Origin of the sequence: Streptomyces sp. CLV115 (assembly GCF_038448545.1) — a bacterium.
In the GTDB taxonomy this organism is placed as follows: Bacteria; Actinomycetota; Actinomycetes; order Streptomycetales; family Streptomycetaceae; genus Streptomyces; species Streptomyces sanglieri.
The window spans coordinates 1-22,195 of the sequence record NZ_JBCEWQ010000144.1; the positions used below are offsets into that span (position 1 = coordinate 1).

At 72.6% G+C, this 22,195-nt stretch carries 16 protein-coding genes and 1 pseudogene; 11 read left to right on the forward strand and 6 right to left on the reverse strand.

Annotation, left to right across the window (positions count from 1 at the left end):
- The 3 genes and pseudogenes from AADR41_RS33380 to AADR41_RS33390 all read left to right on the forward strand — a co-directional run.
- A pseudogene (locus tag AADR41_RS33380) lies at nt 1–390 on the forward strand (serine/threonine protein kinase); the annotation flags it as partial.
- A 200-nt stretch (nt 391–590) separates the two neighbouring features.
- Entirely contained in the window at nt 591–1,130 is a 540-nt protein-coding gene (locus AADR41_RS33385; RefSeq protein ID WP_342285505.1) for a hypothetical protein, read from the forward strand.
- Nucleotides 1,131–1,355: 225 nt separating this feature from the next.
- Nucleotides 1,356–4,856, forward strand: a complete 3,501-nt coding sequence (locus AADR41_RS33390) for a M28 family peptidase (RefSeq protein ID WP_342285507.1) — start codon at nt 1,356–1,358, stop codon at nt 4,854–4,856.
- A 60-nt stretch (nt 4,857–4,916) separates the two neighbouring features.
- Here AADR41_RS33390 and AADR41_RS33395 read toward each other — a convergent pair whose 3' ends face one another.
- Nucleotides 4,917–6,362 (reverse strand): helix-turn-helix domain-containing protein, encoded by a 1,446-nt coding sequence (locus AADR41_RS33395; RefSeq protein ID WP_342285508.1) that lies wholly within the window; start codon nt 6,360–6,362, stop codon nt 4,917–4,919.
- A gap of 659 nt (nt 6,363–7,021) precedes the next feature.
- Between AADR41_RS33395 and AADR41_RS33400 the strand changes: the two genes are divergently transcribed.
- The 4 genes from AADR41_RS33400 to AADR41_RS33415 all read left to right on the forward strand — a co-directional run bounded on the left by AADR41_RS33400 (nt 7,022) and on the right by AADR41_RS33415 (nt 10,779).
- On the forward strand, nt 7,022–7,978 hold the full coding sequence (locus AADR41_RS33400) for a DUF3048 domain-containing protein (RefSeq protein WP_342285509.1): 957 nt from the start codon (nt 7,022–7,024) through the stop codon (nt 7,976–7,978).
- A gap of 190 nt (nt 7,979–8,168) precedes the next feature.
- Nucleotides 8,169–8,831: a DedA family protein gene (locus AADR41_RS33405; RefSeq protein WP_342285511.1), complete on the forward strand. Its 663-nt coding sequence runs from the start codon at nt 8,169–8,171 to the stop codon at nt 8,829–8,831.
- 95 nt (nt 8,832–8,926) lie between these two features.
- Complete coding sequence (locus tag AADR41_RS33410) at nt 8,927–10,144, forward strand: sensor histidine kinase (RefSeq protein ID WP_446751151.1); 1,218 nt, start codon at nt 8,927–8,929, stop codon at nt 10,142–10,144.
- On the forward strand, nt 10,144–10,779 hold the full coding sequence (locus AADR41_RS33415; RefSeq protein WP_342285526.1) for a response regulator transcription factor: 636 nt from the start codon (nt 10,144–10,146) through the stop codon (nt 10,777–10,779). Before AADR41_RS33410 ends, AADR41_RS33415 begins: the two co-directional genes overlap by 1 nt.
- Nucleotides 10,780–10,810: 31 nt before the next feature.
- Here AADR41_RS33415 and AADR41_RS33420 read toward each other — a convergent pair whose 3' ends face one another.
- Both AADR41_RS33420 and AADR41_RS33425 read right to left on the reverse strand, forming a co-directional pair.
- Entirely contained in the window at nt 10,811–14,224 is a 3,414-nt protein-coding gene (locus AADR41_RS33420; protein ID WP_342285512.1) for a tetratricopeptide repeat protein, read from the reverse strand.
- A 43-nt stretch (nt 14,225–14,267) separates the two neighbouring features.
- A complete protein-coding gene (locus AADR41_RS33425) occupies nt 14,268–14,621 on the reverse strand; it encodes a hypothetical protein (protein WP_342285513.1) in 354 nt (117 codons plus the stop codon).
- A gap of 362 nt (nt 14,622–14,983) precedes the next feature.
- Between AADR41_RS33425 and AADR41_RS33430 the strand changes: the two genes are divergently transcribed.
- Nucleotides 14,984–16,312, forward strand: coding sequence for a geranylgeranyl reductase family protein (locus tag AADR41_RS33430; RefSeq protein ID WP_342285514.1), 1,329 nt, complete (start codon nt 14,984–14,986; stop codon nt 16,310–16,312).
- A 78-nt stretch (nt 16,313–16,390) separates the two neighbouring features.
- Here the strand turns inward: AADR41_RS33430 and AADR41_RS33435 are convergent, their stop codons facing one another.
- On the reverse strand, nt 16,391–17,188 hold the full coding sequence (locus tag AADR41_RS33435; protein WP_342285516.1) for a LysR family substrate-binding domain-containing protein: 798 nt from the start codon (nt 17,186–17,188) through the stop codon (nt 16,391–16,393).
- A 58-nt stretch (nt 17,189–17,246) separates the two neighbouring features.
- Between AADR41_RS33435 and AADR41_RS33440 the strand changes: the two genes are divergently transcribed.
- Nucleotides 17,247–17,651 carry a DUF5997 family protein gene (locus AADR41_RS33440; RefSeq protein WP_342285519.1) on the forward strand — a complete coding sequence of 135 codons (405 nt, stop codon included), beginning with the start codon at nt 17,247–17,249 and terminating at the stop codon, nt 17,649–17,651.
- A 38-nt stretch (nt 17,652–17,689) separates the two neighbouring features.
- Here AADR41_RS33440 and AADR41_RS33445 read toward each other — a convergent pair whose 3' ends face one another.
- Nucleotides 17,690–18,202 carry a nucleoside deaminase gene (locus AADR41_RS33445; RefSeq protein WP_342285520.1) on the reverse strand — a complete coding sequence of 171 codons (513 nt, stop codon included), beginning with the start codon at nt 18,200–18,202 and terminating at the stop codon, nt 17,690–17,692.
- 134 nt (nt 18,203–18,336) lie between these two features.
- Here AADR41_RS33445 and AADR41_RS33450 point away from each other — a divergent pair, with 134 nt between their 5' ends.
- Together AADR41_RS33450 and AADR41_RS33455 are read left to right on the forward strand one after the other, a co-directional pair.
- A complete protein-coding gene (locus tag AADR41_RS33450) occupies nt 18,337–19,554 on the forward strand; it encodes an MFS transporter (protein ID WP_342285521.1) in 1,218 nt (405 codons plus the stop codon).
- A gap of 30 nt (nt 19,555–19,584) precedes the next feature.
- Nucleotides 19,585–20,772, forward strand: coding sequence for an amidohydrolase (locus tag AADR41_RS33455; protein WP_342285522.1), 1,188 nt, complete (start codon nt 19,585–19,587; stop codon nt 20,770–20,772).
- A gap of 100 nt (nt 20,773–20,872) precedes the next feature.
- Here the strand turns inward: AADR41_RS33455 and AADR41_RS33460 are convergent, their stop codons facing one another.
- Nucleotides 20,873–22,165 carry an MFS transporter gene (locus AADR41_RS33460; protein ID WP_342285524.1) on the reverse strand — a complete coding sequence of 431 codons (1,293 nt, stop codon included), beginning with the start codon at nt 22,163–22,165 and terminating at the stop codon, nt 20,873–20,875.
- Between the last annotated feature and the right edge of the window lie 30 nt (nt 22,166–22,195).

Below are 22,195 nucleotides of genomic sequence, written 5' to 3' on the forward strand. Positions count from 1 at the left end.
CCCGCACCCGCCCCGGGCCTTCCCCGCACCGCGGCGCCCTCCCCCGCGTACGGCTCCGCAGAGCAGGGCCAGGAGCAGGGCCCGGCGACGTACCGGCTGCCGCAGTCCGGCGGCCGCAGACGGCGCCCGGCGGAGCGGACCGCGCCCGTCCGGCCGCGCACCGGCGCCCGGGAGGCGATCCGGCGCAGGCCCAGGGTGGCGAGCGCAATCGCCGGTACGGTCGCCTTCATCGCGGCCGTGTATCTGGGGATGGCCCTGTTCTCCCCCGACTCCGGTCCGGCCGACACCCCGGACACCGGCTCGACCGCGACCACCGGGCCCGAACAGTCCGGCTCGTCAGCACCGCTGCCGCCGGCCGGGGACAAGGAGGAGGACGAGGAGGAGGACTGACTCCGCCGGGCCGGGCCCGGCGCGGGCTCTCCTCGGCCCGGCCGCACGGCCGTTCGGCCCCCGGCCCGGAACAGCCCGTCACCGGCTCGTCCCCCACCCCTCGCCTCTCGCGTCAAGCACCCGTCAGGACCCCGCGGCCGGGCATCAGCGGTTCGTCAACGCAGCGGGTACGGACCGGCCGGCTGTCTAGCGTCGCTGTCATGCGACCCCACATCGGCCTGCGGTGGCCGTCTCCTCCCGGCACGACCGCCCACGACCACGGCTGGGCCGCGGATCTGCGCTTCGCGGTCCACTGCGCCGTCGCACTGCTCGGGCTGCTGCTGGCCGTCGATGCGGCGGCCCGTCATCTCACCTGGCCGCGCGCCCTGTTGTGGACGGGGCTCTCCGCCCTGTTGTGCGCGGTCCTGGTGCCGCCACGCGTCCGCGCGGGTGCCGGATGGCTCTCGTCACGGGGACTGCTGCACGAGCGGACCGTGTGCACCGACCGGCTCGTGTCGGCGCGCTGGTCGGACGGCATCGCCCAGCGGCTGGTGCTCCGGGATGCCGACGGCCACCGGGTCGAGGTCGATCCCGAGGTGCTCCTCGCGAACCCGGCGCTGTGGCACCGGCTGGACGAGGACGTGCGCGGCTGCGTGGCGCGCGGGACGCTGCGGTGCGGGGTGACGGCGCTGCGGCAGCTGGCCGACCGTATCGACCGCGGACACGCGCGGGCGGTGTTCACGGCCTCCGGGCTGGAGTGACCGCACCGCCCGTCACGGTGTTGTGCGATCCCACCAGCGCGGCTTGACCAAACTTGCCAAGTCTCCCCGCGACCTTCGCAGTTCGTTGACGAGTCCATGACGACGTGTGAGTGTTCGGTCGCTCGATCACGGACACCGGGGCACGGGCGGCCGGCGACGGCCGGGGCACGTGCGTCATCGTACGCGGCTGCCCGTGATCGAGGCCCCCCGAGTCAAGGAGCCTCGATGAAACTCAGACCGTTGACGGCCGGGACCACCCTGGCCGTCCTCGCCGCAATGCTGGTCGTCACCGGCGGGCAGCCGGCGTCCGCCGAACCGTCCCCGCCCGCCCCCTCCGCGCTCTCGGCCGCCGTGTCGGCCGCCGACCGGGCGGTCGCCAGTGGTCTCGACACCCTGGCGAAGGGGCCCGAGGAGCGGTACGAGCGCCAGATGGTGACCCCGTGGGTCAAGGGCATGTACTCCGTCGCGTACCAGCGCACCTACCGCGGCCTGCCGGTCGTCGGCGGGGACGCCGTCGTGGTGGCCGACTCCGAGGGCCGGGTCCGCGGTACCCAGTCCGCGGTGTCCCGGCGGATCAACGTGCCGACCACGCCCACCGTTTCCGCGAAGGCGGCCGAGACCACCGCCCGCAAGAAGCTCCGCGCGGTGAAGCGGGTGGAATCGCGCCGGCTCGTCGTCCGTGCCACGGACAAGTCCTCCCGGCTCGCGTGGGAGACGGTGCTCACCGGGCGCACCGCCAAGGCCCCGAGCCGGCTGCACGTCTTCGTCGACGCGGGCACCGGCAAGGTGATCGACAGCTACGACGACGTCAAGGCGGGCACCGGCAACAGCCAGTGGAACGGCCCGTCACCACTGGCCATCGACACCACCGCCTCGGGCGGCAGCTACTCGTTGCGCGACCCCAACCGGCCCGGTCTGAGCTGCGCCGACTACAGCACGGGCAGTGTCTTCACCAAGTCGAGCGACTCCTGGGGCACCGGCAACGCCTCCAGCAAGGAGACCGGCTGCGTCGACGTCATGTGGGCGGCGCAGCACGAGTGGAACATGCTCAAGGACTGGCTGGGCCGCAACGGGCACAACGGCAACGGCGGCAGCTGGCCGGTCGAGGTCGGGCTGAACGACGTCAACGCCTACTGGGACGGCTCGTCGGTCTCCATCGGCCACAACAACGCCAACCAGTGGATCGGCGCGATCGACGTGGTGGGCCATGAGTTCGGCCACGGCATCGACCAGTACACGCCCGGCGGCGCCAACAACGAGTCCGGACTCGGCGAGGCCACCGGCGACATCATGGGCGCCCTGACCGAGGCGTACACCAATGAGCCGGCGCCGTACGACGACCCCGACTACACCGTCGGCGAGAAGATCAACCTGGTCGGCAACGGGCCGATCCGGATCATGTACAACCCGGGCCAGATCGGTGACCCGAACTGCTACAGCTCCTCGATACCCAACACCGAGGAGCACGCGGCGGCCGGTCCGCTCAACCACTGGTTCTACCTGCTGGCCGAGGGCTCGAACCCGGGCGGCGGCAAGCCGTCCAGCCCCACCTGCAACAGCTCCTCGGTCACCGGCGTCGGCATCCAGAGCGCCGGCAAGGTCTTCTACGGCGGCATGCTGCTGAAGACGAGCGGGATGACGTACAAGCGCTACCGTACGGCGACGCTGACCGCCGCGAAGAACCTCGACCCCGGCTGCGTGCTCTTCGACCGGACCAAGGCCGCCTGGGACGCCGTCAGTGTCCCCGCGCAGAGCGGCGACCCGACCTGCACCTCCGGTGGCAACAACGACTTCACGATGTCCCTGGACCCGGCGTCGGGCTCGGTGAAGCCGGGCAGTTCGGTGACGGCCACGGTGCGGACCGCGGTCAGCTCCGGGAGCGCGCAGTCGGTCGCCCTGACGGCGAGCGGCCTGCCGAGCGGTGTCACCGCGGCCTTCAGCCCGTCGTCGGTACAGGCCGGGGCCTCCTCGACGATGACCGTGTCGGCGTCCTCGAACGCCGCGCCCGGCGCGTACACCTTCACGGTGAAGGGTGACGGCACCCAGAGCCACACCGCGCAGTACACCCTGACCGTCGGCGACGGGGGCGGCAATCCGGGCGGCAGCGCACCGGACATCAGCGTCGCCAACGTGCAGGCGCACCTCACGCAGCTGAACACCATCGCCACCCAGAACGGCGGCAACCGCCGGGCCGGCAGCGCCGGTTACACGGCCTCCCTCGCCTATGTGAAGAGCAAGCTGCAGGCTGCCGGCTACACCGTCAGCGAGCAGACCTGCACCAGTTGCAGCTACCGCGGCAACAACCTGATCGCCGACTGGCCGGGCGGCCCGTCCGACCAGACGATCATGTTCGGCGCCCACTTGGACGGCGTCTCGGCCGGTCCCGGCATCAACGACAACGGTTCGGGTTCGGCCACCCTGCTGGAGAACGCCCTCACGCTGGCCCAGCGCAACCCGGCCATGACGAAACACGTCCGCTTCGCCTGGTGGAACGGCGAGGAGCAGGGGATGCAGGGCTCCGAGTACTACGTCGGCCAGCTCGGCCCGGCCGAGCGCAGCGCCATCAAGGCGTACTACAACTTCGACATGGTGGCCTCGACCAACAGCGGCTACTTCATCAACAACCTCAACTCGGCCGCCTCGGCGCCGATGAAGGAGTACTGGGACTCGCTGAACCTCTCGCCGGAGGAGAACATCGAGGGCCAGGGACGGTCCGACGACTACTCCTTCCAGCAGGGCGGCATCCCCACCTCCGGCTACGCGACCGGCGCCAGCGACACCAAGACCTCGGCGCAGGCCGCCAAGTGGGGTGGCACAGCGGGCCGTTCCTACGACTCCTGCTACCACTCGTCCTGCGACACCACGGCCAACATCAACGCGACCGCGCTCGACCGCAGCGCCGACGGGGTCGCGTACACCGTGTGGAAGACCGCGGTCGGCACCACCACGCCCAACGACGACTTCTCCGTCTCGGTGAAGCCGGTCTCCGGCAATGTCCAGCCGGGCGCCTCGGTCACCGCCACGGTGTCCACGGCGACCACCGGCGGCTCCGCGCAGTCCGTGAAGCTGACGGCCTCCGGCGCGCCGAGCGGCGTCACCGTCTCGTTCGACCCGGCGTCCGTGCAGTCGGGCTCCTCCTCGACGATGACCGTCTCCGCCGGGGCCCAGGCCGCGGCGGGCACGTACACCATCACGGTCACCGGCACCGGCAAGGCCACCCACACGACCACGTACTCGCTCGTCGTCGGTGGCGGCGGCAGCACCTGCCAGGCCAAGCAGGTCGTCGCCAACGGCGGATTCGAGGACGGCGTCGCCCCGTGGACCCAGTCGGACGGCGTGATCAACAACCGGACCTCGGAGCGGCCGGCCCACACGGGCGCGTACACGGCCTGGTTCGGGGGCTGGGGATCCACGCACTCCGACACCGCCTCGCAGTCGCTCACCGTTCCGTCGGGCTGCTCGGCGTACAAGCTGTCGTTCTATCTGCGGACCGACACGGACGAGTCGGCGGGCGATCCGACCGCGTACGACACGTTCACCCTGAAGCTGGGGACCAAGACGCTCGCGACGTACTCCAACACGGACGCCGCCGGTTCCTACGCCCAGAAGACCTTCGACGTCGGTGCGTTCGCCGGCCAGACGGTCACCCTCGGATTCACCAGCAGTGAGGACGCCTATCTGCAGACCAGCTTCGTCGTGGACGACGTGACGCTGAACGCAAGCTGATTCCACAGAAGTTCACCGACCGGGGCGGGGCGTGCGCACACACGCCCCGCCTCCGGCGCGTCACCTGACGACGGCCGCCAGCCTGCGGGTGAAGTCGTCGGTCTCCGGCCGGTTGTCGTTCCGGGCCGCCAACCGGGCGTGCAGGCCCCGGAGTTCCTGCCCGAGCAGCGTCGACGCGGTGACCTCGGTGGTGTCCAGGACCGGTCCGGCGATGGCGATCGCGGCCTGCGGGTCCTGGGCGCAGGCGTGGGCGTCCGCCATCCGCACCTGGAACAGCATCCGCGCCGAATGCATGCCGGGCGGGAGCAGCCCCAGCGCGGAGCGGGCCGCGCCCACCGCGCGCAGTGCCAGCCGGCGGTCCCCGGTCGCCGCCGCCAGGTCCCGCAGCGCCCCGGCGGCGCCGGACTCCACCCGCAGGCGCACAGAGGCGACGGACAGCCAGGGCGCCTCCGTCTCGTCCTGTTCGCCGACCCGGTCCAGCTGCGACCAGGCGCGGTCGATGTGGGCCAGGGTCTGCCGGGCGTCGCCCCGTACCGCGTGGCCCCGCGCCAGGTACAGATCGCTCATCGCGCCCGCCCAGTACCGGCCCGCGGCGGCCTGCCGGATCGCACCCCCGTAGGCGAGTGCCGACGGGCCGTCGCCCTCCAGCCGGGCCAGGGTGCTCATGTCGCTGAGCGCGGCCACCTCCGTCCCGACATGACCGGCCAGCTGGGCCCAGACCAGCGAGCGGTCGAGCCAGGCCATCGCCGTCGCGTTGCGCCCCCACAGCAGTCGAAGACAGCCGGCGCACTGCGCGTACTCGGCCGCCAGGGGCGCGAGTTGACGTCGGTGGGGCGCCGCGGGCAGGGACATCCAGCGGAGCATCGCGTGCAGAGTCCGCTCGACCACCGCGGTCGCTCCGGGCCAGGCACGCTCCTCGTCGGCCCGCAGGCAGACGGCGAGAAGCGCCGTCAGGGCGTGCACCGTGTCGATGTCCAGGGCGGGGCGCGACGCCTCGGCCGGGCCGAGCGAGCAGAAGGCGGAGTGCAGGGCGATGACATCGGCGAGCACCGGGACGGTGCAGCCGTCCCGGCCGTGCACCGGACACATCAGCCCGTAGCTGGGCAGCCTGCTGGGCAGGACGGTGTCCGGCGGCAGCATCGCCAGCAGGGTGCCGCCCGCGGGTTCCCCGGGCAGCGGGACCTGCCGTGCGGGGGCCGGCGCGGGAGGCGTTCCCACGCCGTCCTCGCCGACGCGGCCCGCTCCCTCGGCCTCGGCCGCCTCGCAGGCGGCGAGCAGGGCACCGCCGGCCGTCATCAGTTCGTCCAGCCTGCGGGCCAGCGGCGGCGGGGTCCTGCGGGTGCCGTGCTCCAGCTTGCTGATGGCGGTGTGGTCGTAGCCGACGCGGGCCCCCACCTGGGCCTGGGTGAGCCCGGCGCGCCTGCGCCACTGGCGCAGCCGGGTGCCGAAGTCTCGCCATGCCTCCGCGGTACGGGCATCGGGCGCCGGGCCCATGCCCTCGGTCACCCGGAACTCCCCCTCGGAGCCCCACCGGATTCCCCACCCGTGCCATGCTCATGGCTCATAGCCGGGAAGGATAGCGAGCGCGTGGGCGCACTGTCCCCTGCGCGGCGGGAAGACGGCTCCGTCGCGCAACTCCCTTGCCCGGACGGCCGGTCGGAAGGGGCCGCTCGACCACCCGGGCCCGGTCCACCGGGCGGCCCGGCCGGGTGGGAACGCGGGCAGCCCCGGCCGGAGGGAAACGGCGGCGAAGGGCCGCCCGCCCGCGTGGTCGGTCCCGCGCGGGGAGGCGGTCGCGGCAGCACGGTTGCGGCCCGTTCGCGGGGCGCGGCCGGAAGATTCACGCGGGGGCCGCATGAACGGGTCTCGTGCCGGGCATATGACGGGAACCGACTGGGGGGTGGTGGCAATGGGCCGCATCAGGATCGTCCGACGACCGCAGATTCCGTCCCGCCCGCCGCCCCTCGATCTGAGGACCCCGTCGGGCCGCCCGCTGCCGTACTGAGCTCGGGGCCCGGCACCCGGTCCCAGGTCGCCGAGCACCGTCCGCCCGGTCCGTTGGGAACGCCTGGAGCGCTCTTCTGCGTGATGATGGGCAGGGACCGTCGCGGCGAGCGGCCACAGCCTCGGACGCCGCGTCGGCCGACTCGGAAGGGGCGGCCGTCATGCACTTGTTCGGTACGCGGAGGCCGGGCACCGCGTCAGCGGTCGCACTGGCACTGCTGGTCGCCGCGTCGGCGGGCTGCCAGGGCGGCGGAACGGCTTCCGCGCCGAGCAGCGCCGGGCCGTCCGGGCCTGCCGGACCGCGCGCCCGTGTTCTCGCCGTGAAGATCGACAACGTCGGTCCCGCCCGCCCGCAGACCGGGCTCGACAAGGCGGACATCGTCTACGTGGAGCAGGTCGAGGCCGGCCTCAGCCGGCTGCTCGCCGCCTACTCGTCCCGGCTGCCGGACGTGGTCGGCCCGGTGCGCAGTGCCCGGGAGACGGACCTGGAGCTGCTCCGCCAGTTCGACCGGCCGACGCTCGCCTTCTCCGGGGCCCAGTCCAAGCTCCTTCCGGCCATCTCGGCGGCCCCGCTGAACCCGCTGGCCCCCGAGACGGACCCGGACGCCTACTTCCGGGGCAGTGACCGCGCCGCGCCCCACAACCTCTATCTGCGCCCCTCGCGCGCCTCGCACACCACCACCGGTGTGAACGCCGCCGAGGACATCGGACTGCGATTCGCGGCAGCCGTGCCGGGCGGCCGGCCCGCCGCCGGTCGCACGGTGCGCTACCCGGCCGCGCGGTTCTCGTTCACCTGGTCGGCGGAGCGGAGCCGGTGGCTCGTCTCCATGGACGGCACCCCGGCCCGTACGGCGGACGGGGCCCGGCTCGGCGCGGCCGATGTGGTGGTGCAGTACGTGACGGTGCGCCCGTCGCTGTATCAGGACCGGTGGGGCAGCAAGTCCCCGTACACCGAGACGGTGGGTTCGGGCTCCGCCGTGGTGCTGCGCGACGGCAAGGAGTACGACGTCCGGTGGTCGCGCCCGGCGGCCGATGCGGTGACCTCCTTCACCACGCGGGACGGCGAGCGGATGACCTTCGCCCCGGGCCAGGTCTGGATCGTCTTCGCATCGAAGTGACCCGGCCGGCGAGTCCGGCCGGCTCGCCGTCATGAAACCGCGGTTGCGGAAAACCGGAGGGTGGCGGGTGCAAGGAACCGTATCCGGTGCGGCGGCAATCCCCGTACCGGCGCCGGTCGCCGGTTCCTAGCGTTGCCGGTGAGGCGCGGCGGACTTCTCGTGCCTCACCACAACGGCCAGGAGTCAGTTCATGGATCTCGTCATTCTCGGTCTCCCCCAGGAACCCGCGGGCGGTGTCGCCGGCTGGGCGGCCGACCTCGTCGACACCATGGGAGGTCCGGGGGCCGGCCTCGCCATCGCCCTGGAGAACCTCTTTCCGCCGCTGCCCAGCGAGGTCATTCTCCCGCTGACCGGGTTCGCGGCGGGGCAGGGTGTCATCTCTCTGGCCTCCGCGCTGTTCTGGACCACGCTGGGTTCGGTGGTGGGGGCGGTGGCGCTGTACTGGATCGGGATGCTCTTCGGCCGCGAGCGGATGCACGCGATCTGGGCGAGGCTTCCGCTGGTGCGGGGTTCCGATCTGGAGCGTACGGAGCAGTGGTTCGCCAGGCACGGCACCAAGGCCGTCCTGCTGGGCCGCATGGTGCCGATCTTCCGCAGTCTGATCTCCGTGCCGGCCGGTGTGGAACGCATGTCGCTGCCGCTGTTCGTGGCGCTGACCGCCGTGGGCAGCCTGTTGTGGAACTCGGTGCTGGTGATGGCCGGTTACTGGCTCGGCGACCGCTGGGACCTGGTGGAGACCTATGTCGGGATCCTGTCCAAGGCCGTGCTCGTGCTGGTCGTGGTGGCCCTCGCCGGATACATGATCGTACGGCTGCGCTCCAGTGGCCGGGCACAGCACCGCCGGGTTCCGTGAGCCGGGCGGCGGGGCCCCGTACGCCGCCGGTCGCACCCGTCGCCCGGCCAAAAGGATCTTGCCGTGTCCCTGCCGCGCGGCTAGCCTCGGCAACCGTGCAGGGGGACTTCGCGGACGGTACGGCCGGCCGGCTGCCGGAGGCGTCCGGCATGCGGCGCGACGCGGCGGGCGCGCCGGTGACACACCCGTGCCCATGGCCGCGCAGGGCCGCGGGTACGCTGCTCGGCTGCTGCACCGCCGTGTTCGGGCTGCTGTATTTCGCCGTGCCGGGCGGGTTGTCGCTGCCGTTCGCGCTGTGGCCCCGTACCCGGCCGCGTGCGCTGGCGCTGCTGAGTGCCGGGGCTCGCGGGCTCACCCGGCTGGAACGGGTGCGCCGCAGCGTCTTCTTCGGCGATGTGTTTCCCGACCACCACGCGCCGGACCGGGATGTCCTTCGCTATCTGGCTGCCCGCACCTGCGCCGGAACGCTGTTCGCCGGGGTGCTGGCGCTGCTCGGATACGGGGCCGTGCTCGCCGGGCTGCTGGCGGCGGGGGTGGTCCGGGATCCCACCGACTGGCAGGGGCTGTTGCCCCAGGCGCTGCTCGGCGGGGTCCTGCTCTTCCTCGATCTTCAAGGGGTCTTCTCGCTGAACGCGCTCGACGCCCGGCTGGCGCGCGAGCATTTCGGGCCCTCCGAGCGGGAGTTGCTGGAGCTGCGCATCGCCGAACTGGCCGCCAGCCGGGCCGGCGTGCTCCGGGCGGTCGACGCGGAACGCAGGCGCATCGAACGCGATCTGCACGACGGGGTGCAGCAGCGGCTCGTCGCCCTTGCGATGCTGCTGGGCCGGGCCCGCCGCAACCGCAGGCCCGGGCAGTCCGAGTTGCTGCTCCAGCAGGCCCACGAGGCCGCCCAGGAGGTCCTCACGGAACTGCGTGAGGTGGCCTGGAGGGTCTATCCGTCGGCGCTCGACGACCTGGGGCTCGAAGAGGCCCTCGCCGGGGTGGCCCAACGCTGCGGCATTCCCCTGCGCATCGGGTTCTCGCTGCCGCAGCCGCTGCCCCGGCCGGTGGAGACCGCCGTCTACTTCGTGGTCTGCGAGGCCGTGACCAACGCGGCCAAGCATTCCGGGGCCACCCGCGTCCTCGTGCGCGTCCGGGGCGACGGGGACCGGGTCTCGGTCTCCGTCGAGGACAACGGCACCGGCGGCGCGGATCCGCTGGGCGGCGGACTGTCCGGGCTGCGCAGCCGGGTGGAGGCGCTGGACGGCCGGCTGTACACCGACAGCCCCTGCGGGGGCCCCACCACGATCACCGCGGAGTTGCCGTGCGCGTAATGCTCGCCGAGGACTCGACCCTGCTCAGGGAAGGCCTGGCCCTTCTGCTCGCCGAGGAGGGCCATGAGGTCCTCGCCTCGGTGGGCGACGGCGACTCCCTCGTCCGGGCGGTGGAGGCGGACCGTCCGGACCTCGTCGTCGTCGACATCCGGATGCCGCCGACCCACACCGACGAGGGGTTGCGGGCCGCGCTGGAGATCCGCGAGCGGTGGCCAGCGGTCGGTGTGCTGGTGCTCTCCCAGCACGTGGAGCGCAACTACGCGGTCCGGCTGCTGTCCCAGAACGCCGAACGGGTCGGCTATCTGCTCAAGGACCGGGTCGCGCAGGTCGACGAGTTCCTGGAGTCGCTGGAGCGGATCCACGCCGGTGGGGCGTCCATCGACGCGGAGGTCGTACGGCAGTTGGTGGTGCGGACCACGCACGTCGATCCGTTGGCCCGGCTGACTCCCCGCGAGCGCACCGTGCTGCAGGAGCTGGCGCAGGGCCGCAGCAACGCGGCCATCGCGCAGCAGCTGCACCTCTCGCTCAGTTCGGTCGAGAAGAACCTCAACTCGGTCTTCGAGAAGCTGGATCTGCCGCGCGCCACCGGCTACAGCAGACGGGTGCTCGCGGTGCTGCGCTACCTGGAGTCGTAGCGGAAGGGACTTCCACCTGCTGGTGCCGTCGTCACCCGGCGTCCGGGCCGCCGTCACCCGCCCGGCCCCGCCAGTACTCAAGATTGTGCCGGACGACCTGTACGTGGGGGTGGTCCGGTCCCACCGATCGAAGCATGCGCCGCAGCAGGTCGGCATAGGCCCCGACGGCACCATCGATGTCCCCTGCCAGGCCCTGCCGATGGGCGGTGCCGCCCTGGATTCCGAGTGTCCGAGGATGATCGGGGCCCACCACCGCCCGTACCCGTTCCAGCATCTCGGTGCAGGTGGCCGCGGTACCGGCCGGATCCCCGGCTGCTTCCAGCCATGCGGTGATCTCGGACTCGGTGGTGCGGGTGTCCGGGTGATCCGGGCCGAGCACCCGGCACTGGTCGATCAGCAGTTCGACAAGGATCCTGGCGGCGCTCGCGGGATCCCCTGCCCGGCCGCGGAAGGTGGCGAGATTGTGCCGGCTGATGAGGGTGTGCGGTTGGTCCGGTCCCAGCGCTCTCGCCATGTGTTCGGGCAGTTCGGCACCGAGGACGGCAGCACCGGCCGGGTCACCCGCCTCCGCGAGATCCACGGCCAGATCACCCCACGTCATGAGAAGTTGGGGATGATCGGGGCCCAATGCCTGCTCCCGCTCGGCAAGTATCCCGGCGAAGGACACGCCCGCACCGGTCCCGTCGGCCGCCCCGTCCAGCAGGGCGACGAAGCTGTGCAGGGCGTGCAGGGTGTAGGGGTGGCCGGGGCCGAGCCACCTCCGCATGTCGACACAGACGTGTGCCAGGCCCGCCGCGGCGCCGGCCGCGTCGCCCGATGCCGCCCGCGCAAAGGCGAGGAAGTAGCGGTTGAACAGGGAATCCGGGTGGTCGGGGCCCAACTGCTCCGCGTCGTCGTCCAGTAGCTCCTCGCAGGCATCCACCGCTCCGGCCCAGTCCCCGGACGCGCCCCGCCAGGCGGCCACGCCTCTGCGGCTGTTGAAGGTGTCGGCGTGGTAGGGGCCCAGCACACGTGTGCAGTCGACGACCAGCTGCTCGAACACGCGCACCGCACCGGCCGCGTCTCCGTGCCGTCCCAGCGCATTGGCGAAGTGGTGGAGGGTGTTGAGAGCGATGGGATGGTCGGTGCCCAGTGCCCGCAGCATCTCGGGGAGCAGCTGCTCGTACTCGGCCACCGCGCCGGCCCCGTCCCCGGACCTCCCCCGCCAGAGAGCGAGCTGGCTGCGGGTGGTGAGGGTGTCGACATGGAGGGGGCCCAGCACGCGTTCCCGGTCGGCCACCAGCTGCTCGTACGCCTCTGCCGCACCAACCGCGTCCCCGGAACCTCCCAACCAGCGAGCGAGGTCGAACCTTGTGGCGAGAGTACGGGGCGCGTCGGGGCCCAGCACCCGCAGCTGATCCTGCAGGATCAGCTCGCATTCGTGCAGGGCGCGGGTCACATCTCCCGTCTCCCCGCGCCAGAGGGCGAGTTCCTGGCGGGTGACGAAGGTTTCGGGATGATCAGGGCCCAGCAACCGCAGCATCACGGGAAGAATCTGCTCGTACGCAGCCACCGCGCGCGGCGCGTCCCCTGCTTCTCCCCACGCGTAGGCCAGATTCTGGTGGGTGAGCAGGGTGTCCGGGTGGGTGGGGCCCAGCACACGGATGCGGTCGGCCAGCAACCGCTCGTACGCGTCCGTCGCGCCGGCCGTGTCCCCCATTTCCCCCAACCAGCGTGCACCGACGAAGCGGGCCTGGAGAGTGCTGGGGTGATCCGGTCCCTGGTGGCGGGTGGCAGCCTCGGCCATCTGCTGAAAATGGGCGGTGGCGGCGCCGGCCTGACCCGCTTCGCCCAGGCTGGTGCCAACTCTGTCAAGGACAGGATGGGCCTCGGGCCGGAACAACGCCCCCTCGCTGTGCCGGACGAGAGCTCCGGCATTTGCACGCAGGACGGCGGCGAACCCGGGATCACGGTCGACTTCCGGCCAGGCGGTCATGAGCGCGTCGGCGGCTCTTCCGGCGCACTGGTCCCTCAGCTCGCGGGTGAGGGTGTCGCGGGTCGCGCGTTGCACGAGCCGGTGGATGCGAACGGCCTGGTGGGGTGTGCCCGGATCGTGGTCGATGAGGCTGAGCCGGTTCAGGGCGCGCAGTGCCTGTGCCGCGTCCCGGAGTGAGACGGTGGCCGGTGCCTCGGCGGACTGCCGGCCCGTCGCGGTCCGCTGTGTCGCCAGGTGGGCACGGGCGGGCTCGCTGGTCAGTACTGCCTGGGGGATGCCGTTGGCGTCGAGCAGGGCGGCCAACTGGAGCATGGGCCGGGCCAGGCCGACCGGGCGCAGCCGGTCGGCGCGCTCCACGGACAGGGACCAGGCCGCGGCGAGCGCCACCCCCTGTGCGTCGGGCAGCACGTCGGGGGCGAGGTCGGCGAGCGCCGTGGCGCGATCGGCAAGCAGGGCGCGGTAGCTGGGGCACTCCCCCTCCTCGTGGGGACACGGGGCGCAGTCGACAGGGATGGCGGCGTCGATGATGTAGGCGGCGGCCTGAGCCAGGGCCAGGGCAAGGTGGCCGAGGTCCGCGGCCAGAGCGGTGAGCGGACCGGCGGGGCCCTGCCGGCCGTGCGCGGCCAGCGACGTGTCGAGGTAGGCAACGGCTTCGGCCGGGGTGAACAGGCCGACCTCCACCGGGCGGCGACCGTTGCCGGTGAGGGCGGCGTCGCGACGACGGGTGGTGACCAGGGTGCGGCCGTGCGGGCCGGCGGGTGGCCACAGACTGCATCCGTCGTCGGGATCGTCCGGGTCGGCGGTCAGATCGCCGGGGTCGGCCAGGTCGTCGAGGACGACGAGCCACCGGCACGGATTCCGGCCGGCCTTGGGGGTGAGCCAGGCGAGGAAGGCGCGGACCGCCCGGTCCGGATCCTCGGGGTCCGCTCCGCACAGCTCGACGCCCGCCTGCGCATACGCGGTCACCACGGCCGAGCGGGAGGCCGCGGTGACCCAGACCAGCACGTCGAGACTGCCGTCGCCCCAGGCGGTGTGCGCGTAGTCGGCGGCGAGCTGAGTCTTGCCCACCCCGCCCATCCCGGTCAGCACCTGGCACAATACCGCGGTGCCGCCGTCGTCGACCACCGCCCGCAGCCGGTCCGCCTCGGCGCGGTGCTGGAAGCAGTGCGCCCGGGGAGGGATCACACCGACCTGATGGGGCCAGGGGGCGGGCTCTCGGGGCGCCCGTTGCAACGTCACATGTCCGACGTAGCCGGTGTTGACGAATGCCCCTGTCGACCCGGTGGCGTTCCCGGTCCGGGAGACCCGGACGGGAGCGGCGGGGGCGCCGTCGTCGTCGGGGGCCGGGCCACGGTAGCCAGTGATCGCCGCGGCGCCCGACGCGGCCGCGGCATCGCCCGTACCGGTCACTTCCACGTGTACGCCGGCAGCGTCCCCGCGGCCTTGTGAGCGCTTGCCTTCGCCGTTCACTCGCCCATCGTCCCTTCAATCGCCCCGGGTCGCCCCGGGCCGGTCAGGTGTAGTCGATGCCGCTGTTCGCGCTGCTGCCTTCACCGTCGGCAACGCTGTCGCCGGATCCCGAGACCCGCGCGGAGCCGTTGCCCCGGCCCTGACGGCGTCCGATGCCGGTGACTGCCGTTCCTCCGCGGGTGGCACGGGCCCGACCGGTTCTCACCGCTGTGTCGTCCGTACGACCCTCCGGGCGTTGGAACAACGCCCAGACCAGGGCGGCGACGGCCACGGCGGCCTGGACGGAGGCCCCGACCAGTTGTCCGGTGTCGGGGCCGTCCAGCAACCAGATCAGCGGCGTGGAGACGATTCCGGCCGCCCCCAGCACAAGGACTGTGATCTTCCATCCGCGCGACATGCCGCCCCTTCCCGCCCCGGTACGCCCCGCCGCCCGGAGTCGGGCGGTCCGCGCCACTCGTCTCCTGGGAAACGCGTTTCCGGGCCCCGTGGTTCCGCGTGTGCGTCCCGGCCGGCCCCGGCCCGGTCGCCGGGCGACGCCCCGTCAGAGGTGTTCCCCTCGCCGGGCAGCCGGGCAGCCGACCGACCGAGCGGCCTGTCGGCAGGGGCGAGTTGCCATGGTTCCGGGTGGTCCGCGTCCTGGGATTCCATCATCAGGGTGCCGGATTTCCGGACCGGGTCACACACCGGCCGTCCTTGATCGATGATGAAGCGGATGACTGCCGTCCCCGGTACGGCACCGGCTCCAGGAAGGGGTTCCCGATGCGGGAAACGACGCCAGAGCGGTCCGGGTCCAACGCCCGGTCCGGCCACGGCCCGGACGAGGAGGCCCAGGTGATCGTGGTGGGGGCGGGGCCCGCGGGATCCGCGGCGGCCTTCCACCTCGCCAGGGCGGGCGTCGATGTCCTGCTGCTGGAGAAGTCGCACTTCCCCCGCGAGAAGGTGTGCGGGGACGGTCTGACGCCCCGTGCGGTGCACCAGCTCATCAGGATGGGCGTCGACATCAAGGCTCCGGGCTGGACCCGTTCGCGCGGCATGCGCTGGGTGGCCGGGGAGCATCAGGTGCACATCGACTGGCCCGCGCTGGGCCGTTACCCGGACTTCGGTCTCTCGCGCAGCCGGCACGACTTCGACGACATCCTCGCCCGGCACGCCGTCGCCGCCGGAGCGCGGCTGCACAGCGGTGTGAAGGTGACCGAGCCGCTGACCGACCGGGCCGGCCGCATCACCGGCGTCTCCGCGACGACCGCGGCGAAGGAGTCACTGGCCTTCCACGCGCCGATCGTGATCGCCGCCGACGGCGCCTCCGCCCGTCTCGCCCTCGCCATGGGGCTCCAGCGGGACAGGAACCGGCAGATCGCGACGGCCGCCCGCCGCTACTACCGCAGCCCCGAGCGCTCCGCGGAGGAGTATCTGGAGCTGTGGGCCGATCTCCGGTTCCCGGGGAGCGATCACTATCTGCCCGGGTACGGCTGGATCTTCCCCATGGGCGACGGCCGGGTCAACGTCGGCCTCGGCGCGCTGCCGCACCGCAGGCACGGGAAGGCGGACCTGCGCGCCACGCTGGACGAGTGGCTGGCCCGTACCCCCGAGGCCTGGGGACTGCGCGAGGAGAACGCGGAGGGCCCGGTGCGCAGCGCCGCCCTTCCGCTGGGCTTCAACCGCCATCCCCTCTACACCCGCGGGCTCCTGCTCGTCGGCGACTCCGGAGGCATGATCAGCCCCTGGAACGGCGAGGGGATCGGCCAGGCCATGGAGGCCGGTGAGGTCGCCGCCGAGACGGCGACCCTGGCCCTCGCCCTGCCCCGGGGGCCGAGGCGCGAGCAGGTGCTGCACGGCTACCCGGTCGAGATGAACCGCCGCTGGGGGCGCTACTACCGCCTCGGCAACACGGCGGCCGATCTGATCTTCAGCCGCTCCGGTTTCCAGCCGGTCCTCAACCGCTATGTCATGGGGTCGCCGTTCCTGCTCAACACCCTGGCCCGGCTGCTCACCAATCTCACCGACAAGCCCTCGCACGACGTGGTCGACCACCTGCTCAACGGTGTCGTGCGTCTCGTACCGGAACCGAAGGTGCGGCGCAGGCGCTGAGCCGGGCCCGGTCCGCGCGGCGAACGCTCTCGCCCGCGCACGGGGCAAAGGGGCGGAACGAGCAGGCCGGGGCACGCCTCAGGAGCGGCGGCGGGGTTTGCCGCGCTTGGCGGCCTTGGCCCCGGCCGAACCGCTCCGCGGGTTCTTGCCACCGGCCTTCCCGCCCGGCTTCCCGCCCGATCTGCCGGCCGAGCCGCCCGCTGCGGGCTTGCGCCGGGCACCGCCCTTCTCGGCGCGCCCGGCCTTCGGCTCGGCCGGTGGCTTGGGGCGGCCCCGCGTGCTGTTGACGGTGCGGCCGCGGACGATGCCGATGAACTCCTCGACCAGGTCGGTGGTCTCGTCCTCCAGCCACGACAGCGCGACGCGCGACTCGGGGGCGTCCGGCACCGGCCGGTACGTGAGGTCCTTGCGGTGGTGGAGGCGGGCGAGGGACTGCGGTACGACGAGCAGCCCGACTCCCGCGGCCACCAGCTCGACGGCGTCCGCCGTGGTGGCGGGACGCTCGTTGGCCGGCCGCCCCGGGCGGTCCTCCCAGTCGAGGACGTCGTCGAGGGGGTGCAGCACGATGTCGTCGGCCAGGTCAGCGGCCGGGACCTCTTCGACGGCCGCCATGATGTGGTCCTTCGGGATCACGACCACGGTCGTCTCGGCGTAGAGCGGGATGGCGCTGAGGGCCGTCCGGTCGATCGGCAGCCGTACGAGGCCGGCGTCGGCCGCCCGCCCGCGCAACGCGTCGGACGCCTCGGCGGCCGACACCCCCACGAGGGTCAGCGGGACGCCGGGCAGCCGCTCGTTCCAGATCCGCACCCACTTTCCGGGTGTCACCCCCGGGACGTACGCGAGCCGGAACGAAGGGGTTTCTTCCGAGCTTGTCACTCCGCCAGGTTACCGGCCCTGGTCAGAGGTGGCGCACATGCTCGATACCCTTGTCCGTATGACGTCGCACAAGACCGCCCAGACGATGAAGCCCGCGACCGCGGCAAAGAAGCTGGGTGTGTACCTAGAGGCCACCCCCGCCGAGTTCCAGGAGGGTGTCGTCTCGCGCACCGAGCTGAACGCACTGCAGGCCGATCCGCCCGAGTGGCTGCAGGAACTGCGACGCAACGGCCCGCACCCCCGGCCGGTGGTCGCCGCGAAGCTCGGTGTCTCGATCTCCGGGCTCGCCCGTGGCGGAGTCACCGAGGCCCTCACGACGGAGCAGATCGAGACGCTGAAGAAGGAAGCCCCCGACTGGCTCCGGCAGGAGCGCACCACCCAGGCCGAGGTCCGCAAGGAAGCGGTGCGGATCAAGGAGAAGAACGCGGCCCGCGAGGACCGGGCCGACGACGCGCGCTCCTGAGGAAGCCCGCCCCTGACGCGGGGCAGGCGGGGAAGCCCTCAGCCGTCGGTGGCCACGCCCAGCATCCGGGCGTGCAGCGCGCGGACCTCTTCGGCGAGCGCCGGATCGGGTCCCGCCACCGGGATGCCGGGAGCGACGGCGTTGATGGGCAGGGCCGCGACCGGCCCCGCGTCGAAGCCCCAACTACGGCGCCACGCGACGAGTTGGTCGCAGCCCGACGCGTACACGATGCGGCCCAGGCCCACCCAGGCGTGGGCCGCGCTGCACATCGGGCAGTGTTCGCCGGAGGTGTAGACGACGCTGGTGCGCCGTTCCTGCGGGGACAGGTTCTCGGCCGCCCAGCGCGCGATCTCGAACTCCGGGTGCCGGGTCGCGTCGCCGCCCCGGACCCGGTTGCGGTCCTCGAAGCGGACCGTGCCGTGCTCGTCCACGAGGAGCGAGCCGAACGGCTCGTCGCCGGCCGTGAGCGCATCGCGCGCCAGGTCTACGCAACGGCGGAGGAACTCGCGGTCCCCCTCTGTGACAGACTGCGGCTCGTTCACTGTGCTCATGGCACCAGGCTAACAGTCGAGCCGCATTCGGTATACCATTTACGTCACGGTGGGCGGCCCCGTTGCGGCCCTCCTTCGCATGCCGGCCGGCCGCGACAGCCGGTCCGCCGACGGCGCCACGGAGGAACGAGCCAGTGAGGAACGCTCCGGCGAAGAGCGCCGCGCGGGAAACGGTCCGGAACGCACCGGGCATGCCCGCGCTGCTGCTCCTGACGGCGACGGGCTTCTCGGGGTTCGCGGTGCTGCTGCCGACCGCGCCGCTCTGGGCCGTGCACGGTGGGGCCGATGCCGCCGGCGCCGGTTCGGTCAACGCCGTCCTGATGCTCTGCACCGTGTTCGCCCAGTCCCTGGTTCCGACGGCGATACGACGTCTCGGCTGGCGCACCACGCTGGTCTGCGGGATGGTCCTGCTCGGCGTTCCCTCGCTGCTGCACCTGCTGTCCGCGCAGCTCGGCGTGGTGCTCGCCCTCGCCGCGGTGCGCGGGCTCGGGTTCGGGGTGCTCACGGTCTGCGGCGCCGGTGCCGTGGCCGAACTCGTCGAGCCCGCGCGGCGCGGGCAGGCGATCGGTGCGTACGGTCTGGCGATCGCCGGGCCGCAGTTCATCCTGGTGTCGACGGCGCCGTGGGCCGCGCAGAACCTCGGCTTCGGGGTCGTGTTCGCCGTCGGCGCGCTGCCGCTGCTCGGCGTGGTTCCCGCGCTCCGGCTGGCCCGCCGGCTGGACGCCCGGCCGGCCGGGCCCGAGATACCCCACCAGGACGCCGGGCGGGACAAATGGGCCACGTACCTTCCGCTGCTGCGGCCGATGCTGCTCCTGCTCGGGGTCACCACGGCGGGTGGCGCCCTGATCACCTTCGCCCCGCAGATGAGCGACGACCCCACCGCGACCCTGGGTGGACTGCTGCTCCTGACAGGGACGGCCGCCCTCTCCCGCTGGCGGTTCGGGGCGCTGGCCGATCGGTACGGGACGCGGCCGTTCCGCTGGCCACTGGTGGTCGTCACGGCGGTGGGACTCACCCTGACGGCCTGGGCGGTGGCCACTGAGGGGACGACGGACCTGGTCCCGCTGCTGGCCGGGACGGCCCTGGTCGGGGTCAGCTACGGCGGGCTGCAGAACCTGACCCTGGTCGACGCCTTCGCCGCCGTCGACAACCGGTCCAGCGGGATCGCGAGCGCCGTGTGGAACGTCGGGTTCGACGCCGGTACCGGAGTGGGCGCCCTCCTCGTCGGATACCTGGCGACGGGGACCTCCTTCTCCGTGGCGCTCATGGCCATGGCCGCGCTCTCCCTGGCCACACTGCCGCTCGCGTTCGCGGGCCGCCGCGGCGCCGGCCCCCGTCGACCGGCCGGCTGACACTTCACCCATTTGGTATACCGTCACTGCATGGCTCATGTGATACTGACGAACGTCCGGCCCTGGGGTGCAGCGCCCGTGGACATCGTGCTGTCCGGCGCCGAGATCCTGTCCGTAGTGCCCGCCGGGACGGCGGCCGGCGAGGGTGATCGCCTCGACGGCGGCGGTCTCCTCGCCCTGCCCGGCTTCATCAACGCGCACGCCCATCTCGACAAGAGCTGGTGGGGGCAGCCGTGGGTCTCCTACGGCGGTGAGGCCACGACCCAGGGGCGCATCTCCCACGAACGCGCGGAGCGTGACGGACTCGGTATCCCGAGCACGTCCTCGACCACCGCCGTGCTGCGCGAGTTCCTCCGGCACGGCACGACGGCGGTGCGCAGCCATGTGGACGTCGACCTCGGCGTCGGTCTGCGCGGGATCGAGGTGGTCCGTGAGGCGGTCGCCGGGTTCGGCGGCGCGATCGAGGTGGAGATCGTCGCGTTCCCGCAGGACGGCGTGATGCGCCGTCCCGGCGTGCTGGACCTCCTCGACAAGGCGGCCGAGGCGGGGGCGACCGCCATCGGCGGCCTCGACCCGGCGTCGATCGACCGCGACCCGGTCGCACAGCTCGACGGCCTCTTCGGCATCGCGGAGCGACGCGGTGTCGGGCTCGACATCCATCTGCACGACGGGGGCGAGCTCGGCGCCTTCCAGATCGAGCTCATCGCCCAGCGCACCCTGAGCCTGGGGATGCGGGGCAGGGTGACCGTCTCGCACGGCTTCGCCCTGGGCGAGCTCGTGGCGGACCGCCGGCAGCGAGTGCTCGAAGCCTGCGGGGAGGCCGGTGTCTCCTGGGCGACCGTGGCCCCGGTCCGCAGCGCGCCGCTGCCCTGGCGCGGGATGCGGGACCGCGGTGTCGGGATCGGCCTCGGGACCGACGGGATCCGGGACCTGTGGTCGCCGTACGGTGACGGCGACATCCTTCGCGTCGCGCTCAACTTCGCCCGGCTGCACGGCCTGCGCACCGACGAGGAGCTGGCCTACGCGGTGGAGCTGGCCTCCACGCGTGCGGCGGGCTTCGTGCACCGCGACACCCACGACATCGTCGCGGGGGCGAGGGCGGACATCGTGCTGCTGGACGCCGAGAACGTCCAGGACGCCCTGGTCCGCTCGCCGCGTCGGCAACTGGTGGTCGCCGGTGGGCAAGTGGTGGTCCAGGACGGCGAACTCCGGGTCTGATCCCGGTCGTCGAGGGCGGGTCCGGCCGCGGCGGGCACACTGCGCCGCGGCCGAACCCGTACACCGGCGGCCGGTGCGGCCCCCGCGGGCCCGAGACGCGCTACGGCAGCTGCACTCCGCTGTACCTGAGCAGTCGGGGCACCCGGACCGCGAGCGTCAGCAACAGCACGACCAGCAGGATTCCGCTGAGGAACGCGGTGGCCCCGACCCCCACCGACTCAGCCGCCACGCCGAGCCCCAGCGAGGCGAACGGCATGACGCCGATGGCGAGTTCCTGAAGGCCGAGGGCGCGCCCCCGCACCTCCGGCTCGGTGGTCATCAGCAGCAGAGTGGTCTGGAGCACCCCGAACGAGGCGCTCATCAGTCCGATGCACGCCATCAGCGCGAACGAGAGCGGGACCGTCCGGGACAGTGCGAACAGTGACCACAGGGCGCCCCATGCGGCGGTGCCGATCACGAACAGTCCGCCCTTGAACTTGAAGTCGCCGAGCATGGCTATGACCAGCGATCCGGCGAGACCGCCCAGGCCCCCGCAGGTCAGCAACCATCCCAGGCCCGCGGCGTCGAGCCCGAGAACCTCCTTGGCGAACACCGGCATGAACGCCTGGTGGACGGGCCACAGCAGGACGTTGGCGGCGAGGGTCACGAGCAGTACGGCCGAGGTGAGCCGGCTGGTCAGGACCGTACGGAATCCGCTGGTGAGCATCTTCAGCACGGGCTCCGGGCGGCCCGGTGTCCGGTGCCCCACCCCGCGCAGCGGCCACAGCGCCGCGAGTGACACCACGTACCAGGTGGTGGAGATCCACAGGGCGGCGGGCGCGCCGAACGCACTGATCATCGCTCCGCCGACCGCGGGTCCGATGACCTGCGTCATGTTCATCGCCAGCGCGTTCAGCGCGTTGGCGTTGCTCAGGTTCTCCCGTCCGACGAGGTCGAGGACGAGCGAGGCGCGCGGCGGCTGCGACGGGGACTGTGCCAGCCCGATGGCCAGGCCCCCGGCGACCAAAGCCCCGTACGACACCTGGCCGAACGCCGCCGTGGTCGCCACCACGACGACCGCACCCAGCGCCCACAGACAGGCGATCATGAGCAGCCGGACCCGGTCGTAGCGGTCGCAGAGCACTCCGGCGAAGGGGCCGAGGAGCATGGGGGCGAGCCGTACGGCGGTGAACACGGCGAGCAGGAACTCGGAGCCGGTGGTGTCGAAGACGAGCCAGCCCATCACGAGCGTCTGGGTCCACGCGCCGCCGTAGAAGAACAGATTGGAGACCCACAGAAGACGGAATCCCGGACTGGTGCGCAGCGAGACCAGCGCCTGCCGGGCGCCCCCGGCCACCCGCGGATCCCTCGGTTCGGACCGTACCGGCGCCTCCACCGGCTCTTTCCGTGACAACGCACCCCTCCTCGTCCGGCACCCCACCCT